At 64.4% G+C, this 20763-nt stretch carries 24 protein-coding genes; 20 read left to right on the top strand and 4 right to left on the bottom strand.

Going from position 1 to position 20763, the window contains the following annotated elements:
- Positions 1-182: flagellar protein FliT (locus ABYB95_RS02690; protein ID WP_372656887.1), on the top strand; the 182-nt coding region annotated here is incomplete at its 5' end.
- Between the two features lie 165 nt (positions 183-347).
- Here the strand turns inward: ABYB95_RS02690 and fliE are convergent.
- Positions 348-662 (bottom strand): flagellar hook-basal body complex protein FliE, encoded by a 315-nt coding sequence (gene fliE, locus ABYB95_RS02685; protein ID WP_372656886.1) that lies wholly within the window; start codon positions 660-662, stop codon positions 348-350.
- Positions 663-847: 185 nt separating this feature from the next.
- Between fliE and fliF the strand changes: the two genes are divergently transcribed.
- The 13 genes from fliF to fliR all read left to right on the top strand — a co-directional run bounded on the left by fliF (position 848) and on the right by fliR (position 12384).
- Complete coding sequence (gene fliF, locus ABYB95_RS02680; RefSeq protein WP_372656885.1) at positions 848-2545, top strand: flagellar basal-body MS-ring/collar protein FliF; 1698 nt, start codon at positions 848-850, stop codon at positions 2543-2545.
- Between the two features lie 42 nt (positions 2546-2587).
- Positions 2588-3583: a flagellar motor switch protein FliG gene (gene fliG, locus ABYB95_RS02675; protein ID WP_372656884.1), complete on the top strand. Its 996-nt coding sequence runs from the start codon at positions 2588-2590 to the stop codon at positions 3581-3583.
- A complete protein-coding gene (locus ABYB95_RS02670) occupies positions 3567-4295 on the top strand; it encodes a FliH/SctL family protein (protein ID WP_372656883.1) in 729 nt (242 codons plus the stop codon). The genes fliG and ABYB95_RS02670 overlap by 17 nt, the downstream gene beginning before the upstream one ends.
- A 25-nt stretch (positions 4296-4320) precedes the next feature.
- Complete coding sequence (fliI, locus tag ABYB95_RS02665; protein ID WP_372656888.1) at positions 4321-5757, top strand: flagellar protein export ATPase FliI; 1437 nt, start codon at positions 4321-4323, stop codon at positions 5755-5757.
- Positions 5754-6233 (top strand): flagellar export protein FliJ, encoded by a 480-nt coding sequence (fliJ, locus tag ABYB95_RS02660; RefSeq protein ID WP_372656882.1) that lies wholly within the window; start codon positions 5754-5756, stop codon positions 6231-6233. Before fliI ends, fliJ begins: the two co-directional genes overlap by 4 nt.
- Complete coding sequence (locus tag ABYB95_RS02655) at positions 6230-7624, top strand: flagellar hook-length control protein FliK (protein ID WP_372656881.1); 1395 nt, start codon at positions 6230-6232, stop codon at positions 7622-7624. The genes fliJ and ABYB95_RS02655 overlap by 4 nt, the downstream gene beginning before the upstream one ends.
- A gap of 217 nt (positions 7625-7841) precedes the next feature.
- Positions 7842-8408 carry a flagellar basal body-associated protein FliL gene (gene fliL, locus ABYB95_RS02650; protein ID WP_372656880.1) on the top strand — a complete coding sequence of 189 codons (567 nt, stop codon included), beginning with the start codon at positions 7842-7844 and terminating at the stop codon, positions 8406-8408.
- Positions 8409-8427: 19 nt separating this feature from the next.
- Positions 8428-9432: a flagellar motor switch protein FliM gene (fliM, locus tag ABYB95_RS02645; RefSeq protein WP_372656879.1), complete on the top strand. Its 1005-nt coding sequence runs from the start codon at positions 8428-8430 to the stop codon at positions 9430-9432.
- Positions 9422-9829 (top strand): flagellar motor switch protein FliN, encoded by a 408-nt coding sequence (gene fliN / locus ABYB95_RS02640; RefSeq protein ID WP_372656878.1) that lies wholly within the window; start codon positions 9422-9424, stop codon positions 9827-9829. Before fliM ends, fliN begins: the two co-directional genes overlap by 11 nt.
- A gap of 95 nt (positions 9830-9924) precedes the next feature.
- Positions 9925-10299, top strand: a complete 375-nt coding sequence (locus ABYB95_RS02635; RefSeq protein ID WP_372656877.1) for a FliO/MopB family protein — start codon at positions 9925-9927, stop codon at positions 10297-10299.
- Complete coding sequence (gene fliP, locus ABYB95_RS02630) at positions 10286-11044, top strand: flagellar type III secretion system pore protein FliP (RefSeq protein WP_372656876.1); 759 nt, start codon at positions 10286-10288, stop codon at positions 11042-11044. The genes ABYB95_RS02635 and fliP overlap by 14 nt, the downstream gene beginning before the upstream one ends.
- Positions 11045-11297: 253 nt before the next feature.
- Positions 11298-11567 (top strand): flagellar biosynthetic protein FliQ, encoded by a 270-nt coding sequence (locus ABYB95_RS02625; protein ID WP_372656875.1) that lies wholly within the window; start codon positions 11298-11300, stop codon positions 11565-11567.
- Positions 11568-11616: 49 nt separating this feature from the next.
- The gene (fliR, locus tag ABYB95_RS02620) at positions 11617-12384 is read left to right on the top strand and encodes a flagellar biosynthetic protein FliR (RefSeq protein ID WP_372656874.1); all 768 of its coding nucleotides are present in this window, start codon (positions 11617-11619) and stop codon (positions 12382-12384) included.
- A gap of 139 nt (positions 12385-12523) precedes the next feature.
- On the opposite strand, the gene ABYB95_RS02615 is transcribed toward fliR, so the two are convergent.
- Positions 12524-13153: a response regulator gene (locus ABYB95_RS02615; RefSeq protein WP_372656873.1), complete on the bottom strand. Its 630-nt coding sequence runs from the start codon at positions 13151-13153 to the stop codon at positions 12524-12526.
- Entirely contained in the window at positions 13131-14270 is a 1140-nt protein-coding gene (locus tag ABYB95_RS02610) for an ATP-binding protein (protein WP_372656872.1), read from the bottom strand. The genes ABYB95_RS02615 and ABYB95_RS02610 overlap by 23 nt, the downstream gene beginning before the upstream one ends.
- 212 nt (positions 14271-14482) lie before the next feature.
- On the opposite strand from ABYB95_RS02610, the gene ABYB95_RS02605 reads away from it, so the two are divergent.
- Genes ABYB95_RS02605 through ABYB95_RS02580 form a run of 6 tightly spaced genes read left to right on the top strand, consistent with a single transcriptional unit; the run spans position 14483 to position 20160 of the window.
- The gene (locus tag ABYB95_RS02605; protein ID WP_372656871.1) at positions 14483-14866 is read left to right on the top strand and encodes a hypothetical protein; all 384 of its coding nucleotides are present in this window, start codon (positions 14483-14485) and stop codon (positions 14864-14866) included.
- 42 nt (positions 14867-14908) lie between these two features.
- Complete coding sequence (locus tag ABYB95_RS02600; protein ID WP_372656870.1) at positions 14909-15271, top strand: response regulator; 363 nt, start codon at positions 14909-14911, stop codon at positions 15269-15271.
- Between the two features lie 37 nt (positions 15272-15308).
- Positions 15309-17420 (top strand): chemotaxis protein CheW, encoded by a 2112-nt coding sequence (locus ABYB95_RS02595; RefSeq protein WP_372656869.1) that lies wholly within the window; start codon positions 15309-15311, stop codon positions 17418-17420.
- Between the two features lie 37 nt (positions 17421-17457).
- Positions 17458-18342, top strand: a complete 885-nt coding sequence (locus tag ABYB95_RS02590) for a CheR family methyltransferase (protein ID WP_372656868.1) — start codon at positions 17458-17460, stop codon at positions 18340-18342.
- A complete protein-coding gene (locus ABYB95_RS02585) occupies positions 18329-18985 on the top strand; it encodes a chemoreceptor glutamine deamidase CheD (protein WP_372656867.1) in 657 nt (218 codons plus the stop codon). The genes ABYB95_RS02590 and ABYB95_RS02585 overlap by 14 nt, the downstream gene beginning before the upstream one ends.
- Positions 18986-18996: 11 nt before the next feature.
- Positions 18997-20160, top strand: coding sequence for a chemotaxis response regulator protein-glutamate methylesterase (locus ABYB95_RS02580; protein WP_372656866.1), 1164 nt, complete (start codon positions 18997-18999; stop codon positions 20158-20160).
- Between the two features lie 59 nt (positions 20161-20219).
- On the opposite strand, the gene ABYB95_RS02575 is transcribed toward ABYB95_RS02580, so the two are convergent.
- Positions 20220-20763: hypothetical protein (locus ABYB95_RS02575; protein ID WP_372656865.1), on the bottom strand; the 544-nt coding region annotated here is incomplete at its 5' end.

Here is a 20763-nt window from a genome sequence, read left to right as displayed (position 1 = left end):
TTCTGATCGCCCAGTTGCGCCACCGCTCACGCCACCACACCCTGAGCCCCGACGACCGGCGCGAGAAGACCCGCATCATGCAGCGCATCCTGCGCGCCGACGCGCAAATCCGCTGCCTGGCCGAGCCTTGGCTGGGCGACCTGGAAGTGTTCTTCGAGAAGCAAAGCGTACCCTTGCACTGACACCCCATGCCGGCCCGAGGCGGACCGGTGCGCGGGCAACAGCCACGCAGGGTCGGAAGGGTCGGCGGATCAAGACACGCCGTGGAACGGCCGCTTGAACGGCTCAGGCAAGAGAGGACTCGGGCTCAGTGCCCTAGAGATGGTCGCGCACAGCGCGGCGGGGAATCAAACCGACATGTTCATGATGTCGGTATAGGCCTGGACCATGCGGTTGCGCACGTTCAAGGTGGCCTGGAAGCCGATCTGGGCCTTTTGCATGGCCAGCATGGTTTCTTCCAGACTGGCCGAGGGGTCGCCCATCTGGACTTTGACCTGCATCTGAGCCGCCTTGTCCTGGGCCGCGCTCACCGATTGCAGCGCGTTCTTGAAGCTGTCGGCGATCTGACCGCCCGCCCCGACCCCGGCAGCGGGGCGTTTCATGGCGGCCTGGCCCAGCGCGCCGACACCCTGGCTGGTCATGGGGTTGATTCTCATATCCATGGCGGTTTCCTTCCACATCTGATGGCAGGCTTCGATGCTAGTGAACACGGGGGCCGGGCACACGGGGAATAGGGGCACAATCCACCGCCTTTTCCTGCATATGGAAGCGGGCGTGGGACCGAATAATGGACCTCAACACCGGGATTTCCCGCTGTTCCTGAGCAACTCCACCGTCCCAAAGTCCCATGAGCAACACCGTCGCAGAAATCGATCTCCAGCCCATGAGCCGCAGCGCGTTCGGCGAGGGTCTGGCGCGCATGGACAATGGGCAGAAGCTCAAGTTCGGGCTCGGTGCCTTGGCCGTTCTGGCTTTGGCGCTGGCGGCGTTCTTCATGAACCGCCAGCCCGACTGGCGGGTGCTGTTCGCCAATCTGAGCGACAAGGACGGCGGCGCCATCGTGGCCCAGTTGTCGCAGATGAACGTGAACTACAAATACTCCGACGGCGGCCAGGCCATTCTGGTGCCCTCGGACAAGGTGCACGACATCCGCCTGCGCCTGGCCTCGCAAGGCCTGCCCAAAGGCTCGGTCGCCGGTTTCGAATTGATGGAGTCGAACCGCTTCGGCATGACCCAGTTCCAGGAACGCCTGACCTTCCAACGCGGACTGGAAGGCGAGCTGACCCGCTCCATCCAGTCGCTGTCTTCGGTGCAGGTGGCCCGCGTACACCTGGCCTTGCCCAACCAGAACGGTTTTTTCCGCGAGCAACAAAAAGCCTCGGCGTCGGTGCTGCTCACCCTGTATGCCGGTCGCACGCTGGACCGCTCGCAGATCGCCGGCATCGTGCACCTGGTGGCCGCCAGCGTGCCCGAGATGAACCCCAAAGCGGTGAGCGTGGTCGACGATGGCGGCAACCTGTTGTCGGCCTCGCCCGAGGGCATGGCCCAAGGTGCCGACACGCAAAAGCTGCAATATGTGCAGCAGATCGAACAGCTCTACACGCGCCGCATTCTGGAGATTCTGGAGCCGCTGGTGGGCCGCAACAACGTCAAGGCCCAGGTCAATGCCGAGGTGGATTTTTCCCTGGTCGAATCGACCTCTGAGCAGCACCGCCCGAACCAGGGCGGTGAACCCGGCACGGTGCGCAGCCAGCAAACCGTGGAAGACAGCGCCGGTGGCAGCGCACAGCCCGCAGGCGTACCCGGTGCCGTGAGCAACCAGCCGCCCGCCACCGGCACCGCGCCCATCAACGGCTCTGCAGCACCGCTGGGCGTGAACGGCAGCAGCGACAAGAGCGGCTCGGCCCGGCGCGAGTCGGTGATCAATTACGAAGTGGACAAGACGGTGAAGGTGGTGCGGGAAGCCAGCGGCAACGTGCGCCGCCTGAGCGCGGCCGTGGTGATCAACCACCGCAGCGTGACAGACAAGAACGGCAAAACCACCCTGGTGCCGATTCCGACCGCGCAGATCGAACAGATGACGGCCCTGGTGCGCGAAACCATCGGCTTCAGCCAGGACCGAGGCGATTCGGTGAACGTGGTGCACGCCCCCTTCAACGTGGAGAAAACCGCCGAAGAATTGGCGCCGCCCGTCTGGTGGCAGCAGACGGAAAACCAGGAACTGGCACGCAGCCTGGCCTGGCCACTGGGCATGCTGGGCATGGGCTTGCTGGTGTTCCTGGGCATGGTGCGTCCCGGCATGAAGATGATGAAAGCCAACGCGGCGCAAGCCGGTGGCGCGCCCGGCAACGCACAACCCGCGTTCCAGGCGGTGCTGAACGAGGCGCCCGACCGCCCCGGTCTGCCGATGCCATCGTCGAAGGCCGCAGCCGACACCTCACACGAGGTCTTGCGTCTGAACGATGCCAAGCGTCTGGCCAAGGAAAACCCCATCGCCGTGGCCAACATCGTCAAGACCTGGGTCAACGGCGAAGCGCCGGCCTGAGCCGCCTAGACCGCGCCCCCGATACCGCCACAAGGACCGGACATGGAAGAACAGGGAATTCAGGACGCCGCCATTTTTCTGATGTCGATCGGAGAAGAGGAAGCGGCCGAGGTGTTCAAACACCTCTCGCCCAAGGAAGTGCAAAAGCTGGGCGAAGCCATTTCGCGCACCCGTGGCATCTCGCGCGAGCGGGTGGACCAGGTGATGGACAAGTTCACCGAAGAAGCCGCCTCGCACAGCCTGCTGGTGTCGGACACCGACAACTACGTGCGCTCGGTGCTCAAACGTGCACTGGGTGACGACAAGGCCTCGCTGCTGATCGACCGCATTTTGCAGGGCGACGACGTCACCGGCATCGAAAGCCTCAAGTGGATGGACCCGTTGTCGGTGGCCGAGCTGCTGCGCAACGAACACCCGCAAATCATGGCCACCATCCTGGTGCACCTGGACTTCGAACAGACCGCTGGCATTCTCAAACATCTGACCGAGCGCACGCGCAACGACGTGATGCTGCGCATCGCCACGCTGGAAGGCATACAGCCCACGGCGCTGAAAGATTTGAACGAGGTCTTGTACCGCGTGCTGTCGGGCGGCGACAAGGTGCGCAAGACCACCATGGGTGGCGTCGGCACAGCGGCCGAAATCATCAACCTCATGGGCACGGCGATCGAGGCTTCGGTGATCGACGCGATCCGCGAGCACGACGGCGACCTGGCCCAGAAGATCATGGACAAGATGTTCGTGTTCGAAGACTTGCTCAAGCTGGACAACAAATCCATGCAGACGGTGCTCAAGGAAGTGTCTTCCGACATGCTCATCATTGCCCTCAAAGGCGCCACCGTCGAACTGCGCGAATTGGTGCTGGCCAATATGTCTTCTCGGGCGGCGGAAAGCCTGCGCGAAGACCTGGAGTCGCGCGGTCCGATGCGCTTGTCCGAAGTGGAAGGCCAGCAGAAAGAAGTGCTCAAGATCGTGCGGCGCTTGTCGGACGAAGGCCAGGTGGTATTGGGTGGAGGCGGCGATGACGGGTTCGTCTAAACCGTCCAGCGGCTCGCGCTTCATCCCGCGCGAGGAAATCGGCGCCGTTTCAGCCTGGCGTTTTTCGGCCATGGACGGCAGCCTGGACGATGCCGAGCAGGCGTCTCCCCTGCCAGCCACCGATCTGATGGAGCAGGCCATTGCCCAGGCCCGGGAAGAAGCGCTGGCCGAGGGTTTTGCCCAAGGGCATGCCGCAGGCAGCGAAGAAATGCGCCATGCGTTGGAGGCCGACATGCGCAAGACCGCCGCCGACGCGTCGGTGCGCATGGCCCAGTTGCTGCACAACACCCAGGACCATTTGCAAAAGAGCGAAGCGCAGATTTCGCGCCACATTCTGGATCTCGCCTGCGACCTGGCCCGCCAAGTGGTGCGCCGGGAAATCCGCAGCGACCCGTCCCACCTGCAACCGGTGATCGCGGAAGCCCTGGCCCAGTTGATCGACGACGGTCTGCCCGCCACGGTGCGCATGAACCCGGCAGACCTGGAACTGATGTCCGAGGGCCTGGATCAGGCCCTGGGCAACCCGCGCCCCGAATTTGTGGCCGACCCGGCCATCCACCCGGGCGGTTGTCTGGTGGAGTCGGCCAGCATGGCGGTGGACGCCACGATAGAAAAACGCTGGTCGCGTGCGGTCGGCAACCTCGGGCTGGACGCCGCCTGGGAAATACAAGAACAAGAACAGACCAGCGCAGCAGAGGAACAAGATGTCTGATTCCATCAGCCGCTGGGGCAATTACATGGAAGACGCGCGCACCAGCGCCAGCGTGCACACGCCGCTGGAAGTGCGCGGCAGCCTGACCCGCCTGGCCGGGCTGGTGCTGGAAGCCGTGGGCCTGAAAGTGCCGGTGGGTTCGCAGTGCCACATCAGCAACGGCGCCAAAGAGCCGGTGCTGGCCGAGGTGGTGGGTTTTTCGCAGGACCGGGCTTTTCTCATGCCGGCGGGCGACACCCACGGCCTGTCCAGCGGTGCCAGCGTCACACCCCTGGCGCCCTACCGCAGCGTGCCGCGTCTGGGCCAGATCAACAAACCGCCTTCGCCCAACGACCGGGGCGTGCTGCGCCTGCCGCTGGGCCGTGGCCTGCTGGGTCGGGTGGTGGACTCGCACGGGCGCCCAATGGACCACCTCGGTCCACTGCAGAACGTGGACGTGGAGCCGCTGGAGCGCGCGCCCATCAACGCCATGGACCGCGACCCGGTGCGCGAACCGCTGGACACCGGCGTGCGCGCCATCAACGCCTTGCTCACCGTGGGCAGGGGCCAGCGCATCGGCTTGTTTGCCGGTTCGGGCGTGGGCAAAAGCGTGCTGCTGGGCATGATGGCCCGCTACACCAAGGCGGACGTGATCGTGGTCGGCCTGATCGGCGAGCGCGGGCGCGAGGTCAAGGAATTCATCGAAGACATTCTGGGTGTCGAAGGCCGCCAACGTTCGGTGGTGGTGGCCGCACCCGCCGACGCGCCACCGCTGGTGCGCATGCAGGGCGCCACCTACGCCACGGCCATCGCCGAGCGTTTCCGCGACGATGGTCTGGACGTGTTGCTGCTGATGGATTCGCTCAGCCGTTACGCCATGGCGCAGCGCGAAATTGCGCTGGCGATTGGCGAACCACCCGCCACCAAAGGCTATCCGCCTTCGTGTTTCGCCAAGCTGCCGCAGCTGGTGGAGCGCTCGGGCAACGGCCTCAACGGCGTGGGCTCGATCACCGCTTTCTACACCGTGCTCTCCGAAGGCGACGACCAGCAAGACCCGATCGCGGACGCCGCGCGCGCCATTCTCGACGGCCACATCGTGCTCTCGCGCTCCCTGGCCGAGTCGGGCCACTACCCGGCGATCGACGTCGAGGCCTCGGCCTCGCGGGTGATGCACAACGTGGCCAGCGCCGGCCATCTGGAGCTGGCGCGCAAGTTCCGCAACCTGTATTCGCGCTACCAGAAGAGCCGCGATCTGATCCAGCTCGGTGCCTATGTGGCAGGCAGCGACCCCGAAACCGACCGCGCGATTCTGCTCTACCCGGCGCTGCAACGTTTTCTGATGCAAGACATGCACGAAGCCGCCGAGATCACCGGTTGCCTGCAGCTGCTGGCCTCGACACTGAACGAAGAACGACCTGCGCGCGACGCCACCGCGCGCAACACCCGCGCCCACCACAACCCATATGAAGGAAGCCAGCAATGACCGTGATCCAGACCTTGAACAAGGTGGTTGAACTGGCGGTCAAACGGCGCGACGATGCACTCGGCAACCTGGCCCAGGCCAAGCGCGAACTGCAGCAAGCCACCGATCAAATGGTCCAGCTCACCGGTTATGGCCAGGAGGCCCAGGCCCGCTGGAGCGAGCGCTGCAGCGTGGGCGTGGACGCGGCGCTGCTGCACCACCACCGCATCTTCATGCAGAAAATCGACCACGCCCTTGCGTTCCAGAAAGAGGTTTTGCGCAACCGCGAAGAACTGGTGGAACGCACCCAGTCCCAAGTGCATGCCGCCGAACGCGATGTGGCCGGCTTGCAGAAATTCACCGACCGCAAGCTGATGGCGATCCGCCAACTGGCGCAGCGCCAGGACCAGAAAAACACCGACGAAATGGCCTTGTCCATCCACCTGCGCCAAAGCCTTGCACAGGCCCAAGCGCGCACCCAGGAGTTGCGCTCATGAGCGACGCCACCGTTTCATCCGCCCCCGCAGCTGCGGGCAACGCGACCAACGCATCGGCCACACGCGCCGGCGGCAAAGCCCGCACCGGTGACGACCAGGCGCCCGTTGGCCTGTTTGCCAGCCTGCTCGCTTTGGTGGGCGCCACACAAGGACCGGCCACGGCCCTGGGCCCAGGCGAGGCGGGGACCGACGCATCCCCGCTCGCACCGGGCGACGGTTCTGCCGCACTGCCCGAGGCCACCGACAACCCACTGCTGGCCCTGCTGGGCTGGATGACGCCCGCACCACTGCAGGCCACCGCAGCCGCGCAAGACCCGGGCGCCTCGACCGCTCCGGCCCAAGATGCCGACGCCACCGGTTTGACCGCGCTGGACGGCTCGGGCGACACCCCGCTCGACGCCCAGACCACGGACGGCGCGATCCCACTCGGGCAGCTCGGGCTTCGTGCGCTGAAGGAAGCCCAACCCGCCCCGACACTGGCCACCCCAACGCCAGCGCCCGAATCGGCCAGCACAGACGCCACGGCGCAGGCACCCGCCGCAGCCACCAACACCCCGTTGCGCTCGCCGCCGAGCGCGGTGGCAGCGACCATGGCCACCGAAACGGTGCAAACCGCCGCACCCGCACGCAAGGCGGCGGCGACCAGCGTGTCCAGCCTGCGTAGCAGCAACCTGGCGCCCGAGACCAGCCGGGCCAGCAGCAACGGTTTGGGTAGCGGGCGCAGCACTGTGGATCTGAACGAGCGCTACAGCATGGGCAAGGCACTGGAAGCGACCACCACGGCCAGCGCAGCCAGCACCGCACCCGCAGCAGCGGCGTCGGCCGAATCGCTCGCCAGTCGCTTGGTCGCACCTGGCGCAAGTGGCCCCGATACCGCCCCCGGCACCCCGGCATTTGGTGGCGCTGAAAACCGCGCAAGCCCCCGCGCCGAGAGCGCCTTGAACGCCGGCGCAGCGCCCGACGGCAGCGCGACACTGGACACGGCCGACGCCGAGGCCCACCAGCTCAACACCTGGAGCAGCGCAGGCGTGCGTCACGCCAGTCTGCGGGTGGGTGAAGGTTCACAAGAAGCGATCGACGTGCGCATGTCGCTCAGCGGCCAGGACATGCACCTGGACTTCCGCACCGACAGCGCCGAAACCCGTGCCCACCTGCAACACAACGCCAGCCAGTCCTTGGGTGAAATGCTCCAGCGCAGCGGCATTCAACTCGGCCATGTGTCGGTGGGTTCACAAGGCCAGCCGCAGGAGCGCCCATCTGAACAAGGCTCGGCCCCCGGCCACAGCGGACGTGGCGGTGTGGGGGATGGCGGCAGCGACGATTCCCGTCCGGTGGCGCGCCCGCCCCAGCAGCGCGCCGACGGTAGCCACCCACTCGACCTGTTCGTCTAGGACCACCGTCCGGCCTTGGCGGCCCCGCCCACGCATGGCGGCGGGTGGGGCGCACCCGCACGGCCACCGCACCGTGGCCCTCAGGGGAATAAGCGGCTTTTCCCATGCTTTTCTGGCGAACACATGGGGGGCACGCGCTCAATAATTCATCCGAACCCACACGTTTTACCGCGTGTTTGGCCACCCGAAACCGGGTGGCAGCCCAGGAGAACCCCATATGTCCGCCACCGCCACCGCCGATGCCGCAGCTCCCGCCAAACCCAAGAGCAAAAAGCTGCTGTTCATATTGATCGGCTTGGTGGTCACGGGCCTGCTGGCGGCGGGCGGTGCGCTGTTCATCCTGAAGATGAACACCGCCAGCCACGACGACAGCGAGGAAGACATCCAGGCAGAGGTGAGCCACGCCAAATCCGGCACGCCGCCGGTGTTTTTGCCGCTGGAGAACATGGTGGTGAACCTGGCAGACGCTGGTGGCACCCGCTTCACGCAGTTGGGCATCACCTTGCAAATCGACTCTGCCAAGACCGGCGAGGATCTCAAGGTCTACATGCCCAGCATCCGCAACAGCATCTTGTTGCTGATCTCGCAACGCTCCGCCGAAGAGATGCTCCAGGTGCAGGGCAAAGAAAAGCTGTCCCAGGACATCATCGCCGCCATTTCCCACGAAATGGGCTACAGCTACGAAGACCCGAACGCCGAAGCCCCCGAAGGCAAGACCAAGCGCCGCCGCGCGCCACCCAACCCGGTGCAGGCCGTTTTGTTCTCCAGCTTCATCGTGCAATAACCAGAGGCAGAGCACCGCCATGTCCGACTCCAATCTGTCCCAGGAAGAGATCGACGCCCTGCTGGAAGGCGTGACCGGCGAAAGCCAGACCCTGGCGCCCGAAGAGCAGCCCGCCGGTGAGGCGCGCGGCTACAGCCTGGCGAACCAGGAGCGCATCGTGCGCGGGCGCATGCCCACGCTGGAAATCGTGAACGAACGGTTTTCGCGCAACCTGCGCCTGGGTCTGTTCAACTTCATCCGCCGCAGCCCCGAAATTTCGGTCGGCCCGCTGCTGGTGCAAAAGTACAGCGCCTTCCTGCGCGAACTGGTGGTACCGACCAACTTCAACATCGTCGCGGTGCGTCCGCTGCGTGGCAACGGTCTGGTGGTGTGTGAACCCAGTCTGCTGTTTGGCGTGATCGACAGCCTGTTTGGCGGCAGTGGCAAGTTCCACACCCGCATCGAAGGGCGCGATTTTTCCAACACCGAACAGCGGGTGATCAACCGCCTGGTGGAGGTGGTGACCGAGGAATACAAGAAGGCCTGGCGCAGCGTGTACCCGCTGGAGCTGGTGTACCAGCGCTCGGAGATGCAGCCCCAGTTCGCCACCATCGCCACGCCCAACGAGATCGTGGTGTCCAGCAGTTTCGCGCTGGAGATCGGCGACATCTCGGGTTCGCTGCACATCTGCATCCCTTACGCCACGCTGGAACCGATCCGCGACGTGCTGTATTCCACCGTGCAGGGCGACGCCATGGAAGTGGACCGGCGCTGGGTCAAGTTGCTGAGCCAGGAAATCCAGGCCGCCAAGGTTTCGCTGGTGGCCGAACTGGCCAAGACCGAGGCCACGGTGGAGGAACTGCTGTCCATGCAGGTGGGCGATTTCATCGAACTGGACCGCCTGCCCTCCATCAACGCACACATCGACGGCGTTCCGCTTTTTGAATGCCAATACGGCACCCACAAGGGCAAATACGCCCTTCGCATCGAGCGCAATTTGCGCGGCAAAGACATGAACTGGCTGGGAGACCCTTATGTCAACTGATACCCCTGAAGCTGTGAGCGACGACTGGGCACAAGCCCTGGAAGAGCAAGGCAACTCGAACACGGGCGCGGACGGTGCACCCGAATTCGAGAAAGTGGCCACACCCGTGACCAATGGAGCCGCTGCGCCCGTGAACGACATCAACATGGTGATGGACATTCCGGTCCAGCTCTCGGTGGAACTCGGTCGCACCAAGGTGCCGATCAAGTACATCCTGCAACTGGCCCAGGGTTCCATCGTCGAGCTCGACGCCTTGGCGGGCGAGCCCATGGACGTGTTGATCAATGGCTACCTGATCGCCCAGGGCGAGGTGGTGGTGGTGAACGAGAAGTTCGGCATCCGCCTGACCGACATCGTCACGCCGTCCGAACGCCTGCGCCGCGTCAACCGCAACTGACATGAACAAGCCCTCATGCGCCTGCGGTTCCGTCCGCCTCAAAGGTCTGCCAGTGCCGCAGGCCGTGTTGTGCGCCGTGCGCCGGAGTCGCTGACATGCTGCAAAACGCCACCCCCGCCCTGATCCTGCTGCTCTTGATGGTCGCGGTGGCCTTTGGCCTCAAGCGCTGGCGCACCCATCTGCCCGGCGCCCTGCGGCGGCAGAACGGCCCGTCGCTGCAAATCCTGTCCACGCTCGCTTTGGGGCCACAGCAGCGTGTGGTCACGGTGCAAGTGGGTGAGGGCGAACAGCGCGTCTGCCTGGTGCTGGGCGTAGCGGCTGGCAGCGTCACCGCGCTGCACTGCCTGGACGGGTCGGCACTGCCACCCGACGCTCCCGAACCCACCACACCAGGTGGCAACACCGGATTCGCGGCCCGACTGGCCCAGCTCACCCAACCGAACAAGGCCCAACCCCATGCGCCGCGCTAAACACATCGGGCGCCCGGCGCTGGCCTTTGCCGCTTTGGCACTGCTGGCCTCAGGCGCCTGGGCGCAAGCCGGGGCCTCGCTGCCGCTGGTGGTGGGCCAAGGCCCGCAAGGCACCAGCTATTCGGTGCCGATCCAGACCCTGCTGTTCTTCACCGCGCTGTCTTTCCTGCCAGCGGTGTTGCTGCTCATGACGGGGTTCACCCGCATCGTGATCGTGCTTTCGCTCATGCGCCAGGCGCTCGGCACGCAATCGGCACCCCCCAACCAGGTGGTGGTGGGTCTGTCGCTGTTTCTCACCCTGTTCGTGATGGGGCCAACGCTGGACAAGGTCTACACCGACGCCTACGAGCCCTACACCACCAACAGCATCACCTTCGAGCAAGCGCTGGAGCGCGGCCAGGAGCCGATGCGCGCCTTCATGCTCAAACAAACGCGCCAGTCGGACTTTGAGCTGTTCGCCAAGCTGGCCAAGCTGCCCGCCGACGTCACGGCGCAGAACGCACCGTTTCGCGTCATCGTGCCGGCCTTCGTCACCAGCGAGCTCAAGACCGCGTTCCAGATCGGCTTCATGATCTTCATTCCCTTCCTGGTGATCGACATGGTCGTGGCCAGCGTGCTGATGTCGCTGGGCATGATGATGTTGTCGCCCGTGCTGGTCGCCCTGCCCTTCAAGCTCATGCTGTTTGTGCTGGCCGACGGCTGGAACATCCTGATCGGCTCGCTCGCCGCGAGTTTTGCCCAATGAAGTTATGTGCCCCCACGCTCCGCCGCTGCGCGGGTCGCTGCCCCCCGAGGGGGCTGGGCCTGCCTTGGGGCGGCCCGGCGGCTGGCCCTGTCGCCCCCACACCCCGCCACTGCGCGGGTCGCTGCCCCGATCCGGGGAAGGGGCCCCGGATACCCGAGGTCGTGGGGCTGGGCCTGCCTTGGGGCGGCCCGGCGGCTGGCCCGTTCAAGCAATCGAACCGTCGCCCTTCTGCGGCTGACCACGAGGACATCTGATGGATCCCCAAGCCGCACTCACCATGGGGCAGAACGCCCTGTTTCTGCTGCTCATGGTCGCCTCACCGGTGTTGGCCACCGTGCTGGGCATTGGCTTGATGGTGAGCCTGTTCCAGGCCATCACGCAAATTTCTGAGCCCACGCTGTCGTTCGTGCCCAAGCTGATCGGCGCGATCGCGGTGTTCGCCATCGCAGGGCCGTGGATGCTGTCCACCATGGTGGAGTTCATCCGCAACACCATCCTCTCGATCCCGAACTACGCGATCTAGATGGAACAGGCCCTGAGTCCACTCTCTGCTTCTTCCGGCGTCCGCTGACATGCTCACCTTCAGCGAAGCGGAGTTGATGGCGTTCATATCGCCCTACTTCTGGCCGTTTCTGCGCATCCTGGCGGTGTTCTCCAGCGCCCCCATTTTTTCCGCCCGCTCGGTGCCCTTGCGCTCGCGCGTGGGCCTGGCCTTTCTGGTGGCGGTCTGCGCCCAGGCGGCGCTGCCCGAGCAAGCCGTGATCGGCTTGACCGACCCGCAGGCCATGAGCGTGGTGATGCAGCAGGTGATCGTGGGTGTGGCCATTGGCATGGCGGTGCGCATCGTGTTCGCGTCGGTGGAGCTCGCGGGTGAACTCATCGGCCTGCAAATGGGCCTGAACTTCGCCGGCTTTTTCGATCCCTCCACCAACTCGCAGTCCAGTACCGTGGGCCGCTTCTTTGGCAACACCACGATGTTGCTGTTCGTGGTCCTCAACGGCCATCTGATGCTGTTGCAGGCGGTCGTCGCCAGTTTCGACACCTTTCCGCTGGGCGCCAGCGCCTTCGAATCGATCAACCGCATGCGCCTGCACGAACTCGGTGCGGTGGTATTCCGCTACGGCCTGTGGATCGCCCTGCCCATGATCGGCATGCTGTTGTTCATCAACATCGTGCTGGGTTTTGTGTCGCGCATCGCGCCGCAGATGAACGCCTTCGCCATCGGTTTTCCGCTCACCTTGTCGGGTGGCCTGCTGGGCATTGCCTTCACCCTGCCGATGCTGGACGCACCGGTGCTGGCGCTGATGAAGCTGGCCACTGGTATGTTCATGGGTGGGTGAGTAGGTAGCCCCCACGCTCCGCCGCTGCGCGGGTCGCTGCCCCCCGAGGGGGCTGGGCCGGCCTTGGGGGCGGCCCGGCGGCTGGCCCTGTAGCCCCCACGCTCCGCCGCTGCGCGGGTCGCTACTCCTGCGAGACGATTCACACCAGGTTGTTGCGGATGGCGTAGACGGTGAGTTCGGCGTTGTTGGCCAGGTGCAGTTTTTCCAGCACGCGGGCGCGGTACACGCTCACGGTCTTGGGGCTGAGCATGAGTTCTTCGGCGATTTCCGACAACTTCTTGCCCGAGGCGATTTTTTGCAGCGTCTGCAGTTCGCGCTCGGACAGGCTGGCGTGCAGTTCTTCGCTCTCCGGGGAGTGCAAGGTGTCGACCAGCATCTGCGCCACTTCCGGCGTCACGTATTTTCGGCCCTGCATCAGGGTGCGGATCGCGGTGATCATCTCGGCCGGCTCGCCGGCCTTGTTCAAGTAGCCCTGGGCGCCGGCCCGCAGGCAGCGGATGGCGTACTGGTCTTCCGGGTACATCGACACCACCAGGGTCTTGACGGTCGATCCCTCATCGCGCAGCGTGGCCAGCACTTCGAGGCCGCCACGGCCTGGCATGTTCAGGTCCAGCACCAGCACGTCGCAGGCCTCGTTGCGCATCAGGTCGCGCAGCTCCGGGTAGCTGCCCGCTTCCCCCACCACGCGCAGGTCCACCGCTTCGGTGATGGTGTCGCGAATCCCCCGTCGAACGACCGCGTGGTCGTCACACAAAATCACTTTGATCATGGCTTCCCTTGTTTTTTTGGTTGAGGCTGTCGGGATCGACCGAACTTTGCAAAGGCACCGAAAGAATCACCGAAGTGCCTCGGGGCGAGGAACTCACATCGAGCCAGCCGTCCACTTTGGCGGCGCGCTCGCGCAGACCGAGCAGTCCAAAGGATTGGCTCTTCTGACGGGCCTGGCTGTCCATACCGCGACCGTTGTCCGTGATTTCCACGGTCAACACGCCTTCGCGGTCGCTCAAGTCGATCTCGACCGCCGTGGCCTTGGCGTGCTTGAACACATTGGTCAACGCCTCTTGCGCCGTGCGGTAGGCCACGAGTTGCACGTCCCGGCTCAGGTTCATGCTGTCCGCCGAACGCCGCACCAGGGTGCGCACACCCGATCGGCGTTCAAAGCTCAGCGCCAGCCACTGCACCGCCGCCACCAGGCCCTGGTCCAGAATGGGCGGGCGCAGGTTCATCATGATGCGCTGGCTGGCCTCCAGCGCGTGCTGCAGCATCTCCAGCGCGGTCGCCACGTGGCTGCGCATGTCTTCGTCGGCCGCGCGCCGGGACACCCAGGCCAGATCCAGCTTCACAGCGGCCAGCGCGCCGCCAATGTCGTCGTGGATTTCGCGGGAAATATCGGCCCGCTCCTGCTCGATGGTTTTTTGCAGATGCTCCGCCAGCTCGGCCAGGCGCTTGCGCGACTCGGCCAGTTCCGCATCGGCGTGCGCCTTCGCGCGGCGGGTATTGCTCACCTCCATCGCCCGGTCGATCACGTGCGAAAGCCGGTTCATGTCGTCCTTGAGCAGGTAGTCGCTCACACCCTGGTGTATGACCTCCACCGCTGCCGCCTCACCAATGGCGCCCGAAAGAATCACAAAAGGCGTGTCCGGCAGCTTTTCCCGCGCGACCTCCCAGGCGTCCAGTCCGGTAAAGCCGGGCAAATGGTAGTCGGCCAACACGACGTCAAAGGCACCGCCCTCTATCGCCTCCTGGAATTCGGCCATGGACTCCACCAGGGTCAACTCGCACGCCATCTGGCTGCGCTGCAGGGCGAACTTCACCAGTGCATGGTCCACCCGGGAGTCTTCCAGATGAAGAATGCGCACCAGCGGCTTGTCGTTGGACTCAGTCATGCCATTCAGAGTGTGTGGATGAACGTGGCATATGGCACGCGGCACAAGGGGTCTGGATCCCGACCCGGCGAAATGGGGCTGAATTTGGCCGGTTATCGGCCGATAGAAAGAGACGCCGGGCTTGAAAATTGTAATGCCCGCCCCGATCAGGCCCTATTCAAACACACACAGCGGAGCACACGACGATGCCGACCCTGCCGCCATCCGTTTCCATGCCAGTGAGTCTGGTGAGCGAAATCCGCGACTCCATTCTCATGTCCATGACCGACCTCAAGCGCATGGAAAGCTTGCTCGACCACGCGGCCGGCAACCTGCTCGCCTGTTTCGACTCCACCAGCGTTGCGCTGGACAACCAGTTCCGCACCACCCCAGGCGACTTGTCGGCCGTGCGCCAGAACCTGCACCAAGCCGTGACCGAACTGCAGTTCCACGACCTGGCCAGCCAACTCATCGCGCACACCAACCACATCTTGCAGCGCTGTGCACTCAGCCTCTCCCACACCGACAGCGGCACCCCGGCACCGCTGTCCACGCCACCACGCGCCTGCCCAGTGACGCAGAGTGAAATGCACGCCGGTTCGGTCGAGCTGTTCTGAGGCGATTCGCCTGCAGCCCCATTTGCCTACCCGGAGCACACCATGTTATCGATTCTTGCCGTAGACGACTCGGCTTTCATGCTGAAGATGGTGTCGTTCACCCTCACCGGAGCGGGCTTTCATGTGGTGGAGGCGGTGGATGGCCAGGACGCCTTCGAACTGGCCCAGGTCCATTCCATCGACCTGGTGCTGACCGACCAGAACATGCCCCGGCTGGACGGCCTGGGCCTGACCCGAAAACTGCGCGAGCAGCCCCGGTACAAAACCATCCCGATCCTGATCCTGACCACCGAGTCCAGCGATCAGATGAAGGACGCGGGCCGGGCAGCGGGCGCCACCGGTTGGCTCGTGAAGCCGTTTGCCCCAGGTCGCCTGATCGAAGTCATTCAGAAACTGGTGCTCTGATGGTGCTGCAGCGCCGCCCCAGTGCCAAGGAAACCCTATGTTAAATACCTCCAGTAACGGCAAATCCAACGGCGGCGATATCGACCTGAGCCAGTTCTACCAGGTGTTTTTTGAAGAGGCGGGCGAGAACCTGGACCAGATGGAGCAACAGCTGTTGCAACTGAATCTGGATCAGGTCGACGACGAAGAACTGAACGCCATTTTTCGCTGTGCCCATTCCATCAAGGGTGGGGCCGCCACCTTCGGCTTCACCGATCTGGCCGAACTGACCCACCAGATGGAGTCCTTGCTCGACAAGCTGCGCCGCCACGAACTGCAGCTGGCACCGCCCATGGTCGATGTGTTGTTGGAGTCGTCCGACGCGCTGCGTCTGCTGCTGGCCCGCAACCAAGGACAAGAGGTGGAGTACGACGGCGGCGCCGACCTGGTGGGACGCATCCGCGAGCTGGCCCGCATACCCAAAACCCGGCCAGCGACACCTGCGCCTGCGGCAGCTCCGCAGGCGACCCCGCCCAACGACGCCATCGCCGCAGAGCCTGCGGACTCGGTCGAACGCGATCTGCAGATTCAGATCGGCCCACTGGACGATCCGGCTCAGGCCGACAGCATCGCCGAGTTGTTCACCGACATCCCTGGCCTGGGCCGCATCGAAGCGCTGCCCTGCGAACAGGACGACCGCCGGATTTACCGCGTGTTCACCACCTCCAGCGACAGCGATCTGCTGGACCTGTTCACTTTTCACGTCAGCCGGGAACAAATTCTCATCACCGCGCAAAGTGCACCCGCCGCTGCCGCCAACGCGCCTGTGCAGGTCGCCACAGCCACCGAGGATTTTGGATTTTTCGACACCCCACACAGCGGCCCGAACAACACGCCGCTGATGAACCCGGCCTTGCCACACGTTCCCCAGGCACTGGCCAAGGCGCCGGTACCGGACAAGCCCGCACAACGCAACGAACAACGCATGGCCAACCAGGCCCAGATCGAAGCCAGCACCTTGCGCGTATCGGTGAGCAAGGTAGACCAGCTGATCAACCTGATGGGCGAACTGGTCATCACCCAAGCGATGTTGGCGCAAAAAGGCGAAGAACTCGACCCCGGCAAGAGCCAGGCGTTTCTGGCGGATCTGGCCGATCTCGACCGCAACACGCGCGACCTGCAGGAAGCGGTGATGTCGATCCGCATGATCCCGATGTCGGTGGTCTTCAACCGCTTTCCACGCATGCTGCGCGATCTCGCCGGCAAGCTGGACAAGCAGGTGGAACTGGTCACCCACGGCGAGAGCACCGAGCTGGACAAGGGCTTGATCGAAAAAATCACCGACCCACTCACCCATCTGATCCGCAACAGCTGCGACCATGGCATTGAAATGCCCGACGCCCGGCTGGCTGCGGGCAAGACGCCGCACGGCACCATCACGCTATCGGCCACCCACCAGGGCGGCTCCATCCTGATCGAAGTGCGCGACGACGGGCGCGGCCTGTCGCGCCAGAAGCTGCTGGACAAGGCACGCCAGCGTGGCCTGGACGTGTCCGATCAGATGAGCGACAGCGACGTCTGGAATCTGATTTTTGCACCCGGCTTTTCCACCGCGAACGAAGTGACCGACGTGTCTGGCCGCGGCGTGGGCATGGATGTGGTGAAAAAGAACATCACCGCACTCAACGGCACGGTGGAGATCGACTCGGCCGAAGGCTATGGCATGCGCGTATCGGTGCGCCTGCCGCTCACGCTGGCCATCATGGACGGCATGTCGGTGCGGGTCAGCGACGAGGTCTACCTGCTGCCGCTGTCCAATGTGATCGAGTCTTTCCAAGTGCAACCCGGCCACATCAACACCGTCGCACAAGGTGTGCAACTGGTCAAAGTGCGCGACGAATACATGCCGGTGTTTGAACTGGAGCGGGTGTTTCAAGTCCCCCGCTTCAAGGAGAACACGAGCAAGCCCATCGTGGTCGTGGTGGAGGCCGATGGCCTGCGCGTGGCCCTGATCGTGGACGAATTGCTGGGGCAGCAACAGGTCGTGATCAAGAACCTGGAATCCAACTACCGCAAGGTTCCCAACATATCGGGCGCCACCATCCTGGGCGATGGCAAAGTCGCCCTGATCTTGGACGTGGGCGGCCTGGTGCGGCGCTCGCGCCATTGAGTCGACAGACTTCGGAAGTTTCACGCATCCCTCGGCCATGCTGCACACCGATCCGATCACCCAATCCGGCGGTTTCATCGATTCCGCGCAGGCTTTGCGCGAACTCCAGGGCAGTCACCACGAGTTCCAATGGACCGATAGCGACTTTCAGCGCATCCGCAGCCTGATACGGCAAAAGGCCGGCATCGACCTGCGCGAAGGTCGGCAAGCCATGGTCTACAGCCGCCTGTCGCGCCGGCTGCGCGAAACCGGCCACCGTTCGTTCCGCGTCTACCTGGACGACCTGGAGCGGAACGATGGCCAAGAATGGCAGGAGTTCATCAACGCGCTGACCACCAACCTCACCGCCTTTTTTCGCGAACAGCACCACTTCGACGTTCTGGCCAAGTACCTGCGCAGCGGACCTTCTTCGGTGAACTGGCGCATCTGGTGCGCCGCTGCTTCCACCGGCGAAGAGGCCTACTCGATCGCCATGACGGTGCGCGAAACACTGGGCGATGCGCGGCGCTACCAATTGCTGAGCAGCGACATCGACACCCGTGTGCTGGCGACCGCCAAAGCCGGTATGTACAAGCTCGATGAACTCAAGGGCCTGAGCCCGGAGCGCATGGCGCGCCACTTCCAGCGCGGCAACGGCAGCAACGCGGGCCTGATCCGCGTCAAGTCCGAACTGCAAAAGCAGATGGAGTTTTTCCAGCTCAACCTGAACGACGACAACTGGGTCTTGCCCGAGCCCTTTGATGTGGTGTTCTGCCGCAACGTGATGATTTATTTCGACGCGGCGACACAGGCCCGCATCCTGCAACGCCTCCACCGCGTCCTGCGCCCGGGTGGTCTTCTTTTTGTGGGCCATTCCGAAAACTTCCGGGATGCCAGCGATCTGTTTGCCCTGCAAGGAAAGACGGTCTATGCACGCCTCTGAACACACGACCACACCCCCGGCGCAGGCCTGCGTCTCGCATACGATTCGAGACGCTTTGTCGCCGCGCCAAGAAGACGCATCCGCCTGCTTTTTCCACGACGCCCACTTCGACTACGACACCGTGAACATCCAGCCGGGCGCGTATTTCGTCACGGCCGAGGACCTCATGCTGGTGGCCGATCTGGGCATGGGCATCGCGGTCTGTCTGTGGGAACCCACGGTCCGCGTCGGTGGCATGAACCATTTTCTCCTGCCCGGAGGCGACCACGACGACGCCTCGCCACGCTACGGCCACTTCGCCATGCACTTGCTGATCCAGGACATGCTGCAACGGGGTGCCCGGCGCGAACGCCTGCAGGCCAAGGTCTTTGGTGGCGCCAACGACAGCCCGTCCGCCGCCGCGCCAGGTGTGGGCACACGCAACACCGCCTGTGCGCTCGAAGAGCTGAGGTCCGAAAGCATCGCGGTACATTCCAGCGATGTGCTGGGCCCGCACCACCGCAAACTGCGGTTTTTCCCCGCCCATGGCAGCGCCATGGTCAAGCACCGAATACCCCAGGTCAGCGACCCGTATCGGGCGACGCCCGCGTCCACGCCGACCCCGATTCCCGCGCCGCGGTACGGCGTGCGCCAGCCTTTTTGACGGAAACAAGCATGTCCAAGATCCGTGTTGTGGTCATTGACGATTCTGCGTTGGTTCGCACCATGTTGACGGCCATCATCAATGGCCAGCCCGACATGGTGTGCGTAGGCACCGCCGGCGACCCCTTGATCGCACGCGATTTGATCCGGGAACTCAACCCGGATGTGCTCACGCTCGACGTGGAAATGCCGCGCATGGATGGCATCGAATTCCTCTCGCGGCTCATGCGCCTGCGTCCCATGCCGGTCCTCATGGTGTCCACGCTCACCGAACATGGGGCCGACGTCACCTTGCGCGCCCTGGAACTCGGCGCCGTGGACTTCGTGGCCAAGCCACGGGTCGGTGTCAGCCAGGGTTTGCACGAGCTCGCACAAGACATCACCGACAAGATCCGCATCGCATCCAAAGCCAAGGTCAAGCGGCTGCCACCCAAACCCGGTGCAACGGACTCGCGCTTCCCCGATACGCGCTTCTCAGATTCGAAATTTAACGACTCGCGTTTTGCGGATTCGCGCATCCAGGAAGACCCGGCACACCGCAAACCGGCGGACCCCAAATCGGCCCCCCCGCTACTGTCGACCGAAAAAATGGTCTTCATCGGCGCCTCCACGGGTGGAACCGAAGCCTTGCGCGAAATTCTGTCTCAGATGCCGGCTGACAGCCCGGCGATCGCCATCGCACAACACATGCCGGCGGGCTTTACGGCCAGCTTCGCGACACGCCTGGACGGCATATGCCGCATCCGTGTGAAAGAAGCACAGGACGGCGAGCGCATGCTGCTCGGCCACGCCTATATCGCACCAGGTGGTCGGCACCTGCGCATCGAGCGCAGCGGCTCCAACTACGTGGCCATCGTGGAGGACACCGACCCTGTGAACCGGCACCGCCCCTCGGTGGAGGTGCTGTTTCGGTCGGCGGCGCGGGTGCTGGGGCCCAATGCGACGGGCATCATGCTCACCGGCATGGGCGCGGATGGCGCTTTGGCCATGCGCCAGATGAAAGACGCGGGCAGCTACAACTACGTGCAAGACGAAGCCAGTTGTGTGGTGTTTGGCATGCCCAGGGTCGCCATCGAATGTGGCGCCGCACACGAAGTGCTACCGCTCACCCAGATTGCGCCGGCCCTTCTGAAGCGCATGGCGCGAAACAAGGACGGGGTTTACCACCGGATTTGAGCGAAGCTCTGGCGTTCCCCAATCGGCGGCGCGCCGAAAAAGCCGCGCAGCGGACCGGCTCAGACCCGTTCGCTGACCAGGCTGCCAGCCTCTAGCGGCGCCAGGCTGCTGTTGCCGTGCTCGTCGTAGGCCACCACTTGTTCTGCGCTGGGCATTTCAACCAAGGCCACAGGCTCAGCGAACAGCTCGCTCTGAACAGGCGCCAAAGCGCGGGTTTGCACCGCAGCAGCGGCCTCCACAGCGCCGCCAGGCGCACTTGCTGCGCTGCTGCCCAGCACCCGTTCCACCACCGCCGCACTGGCTTTCCAGACGCTGGAGAGCACCTCCTGCAGCGCAGGTCTCTGCTGCGCCGCCTGCTCTTTTTCTTCGGCGGCCTTCTGGTCGTCGCGCACCAAAGCCCGGTTTTCCAGATCGGTTCTCACATCCGGGTCACCGCCGCTGGGTTTGTAGGGCAACAAAGGGGCTGCCTGCGCTTCCGCACGGTCTGGCCGTTGGGCCGAGCCCTGGCCGCCGCGCCGGCCCGCAGTTTGCTGGCCCTGTCCGGCATCGGTCTGCGCGTCGCGGGCGCTCCCGGCAACGGGTTGCACCGCAGCGACGGGCGTC

Origin of the sequence: Hydrogenophaga sp. (assembly GCF_041633695.1) — a bacterium.
Lineage (GTDB): Bacteria > Pseudomonadota > Gammaproteobacteria > Burkholderiales > Burkholderiaceae_C > Hydrogenophaga.
Note: the sequence above shows the minus strand (reverse complement) of the source record. Positions and strands in the feature narration are given on the sequence as shown.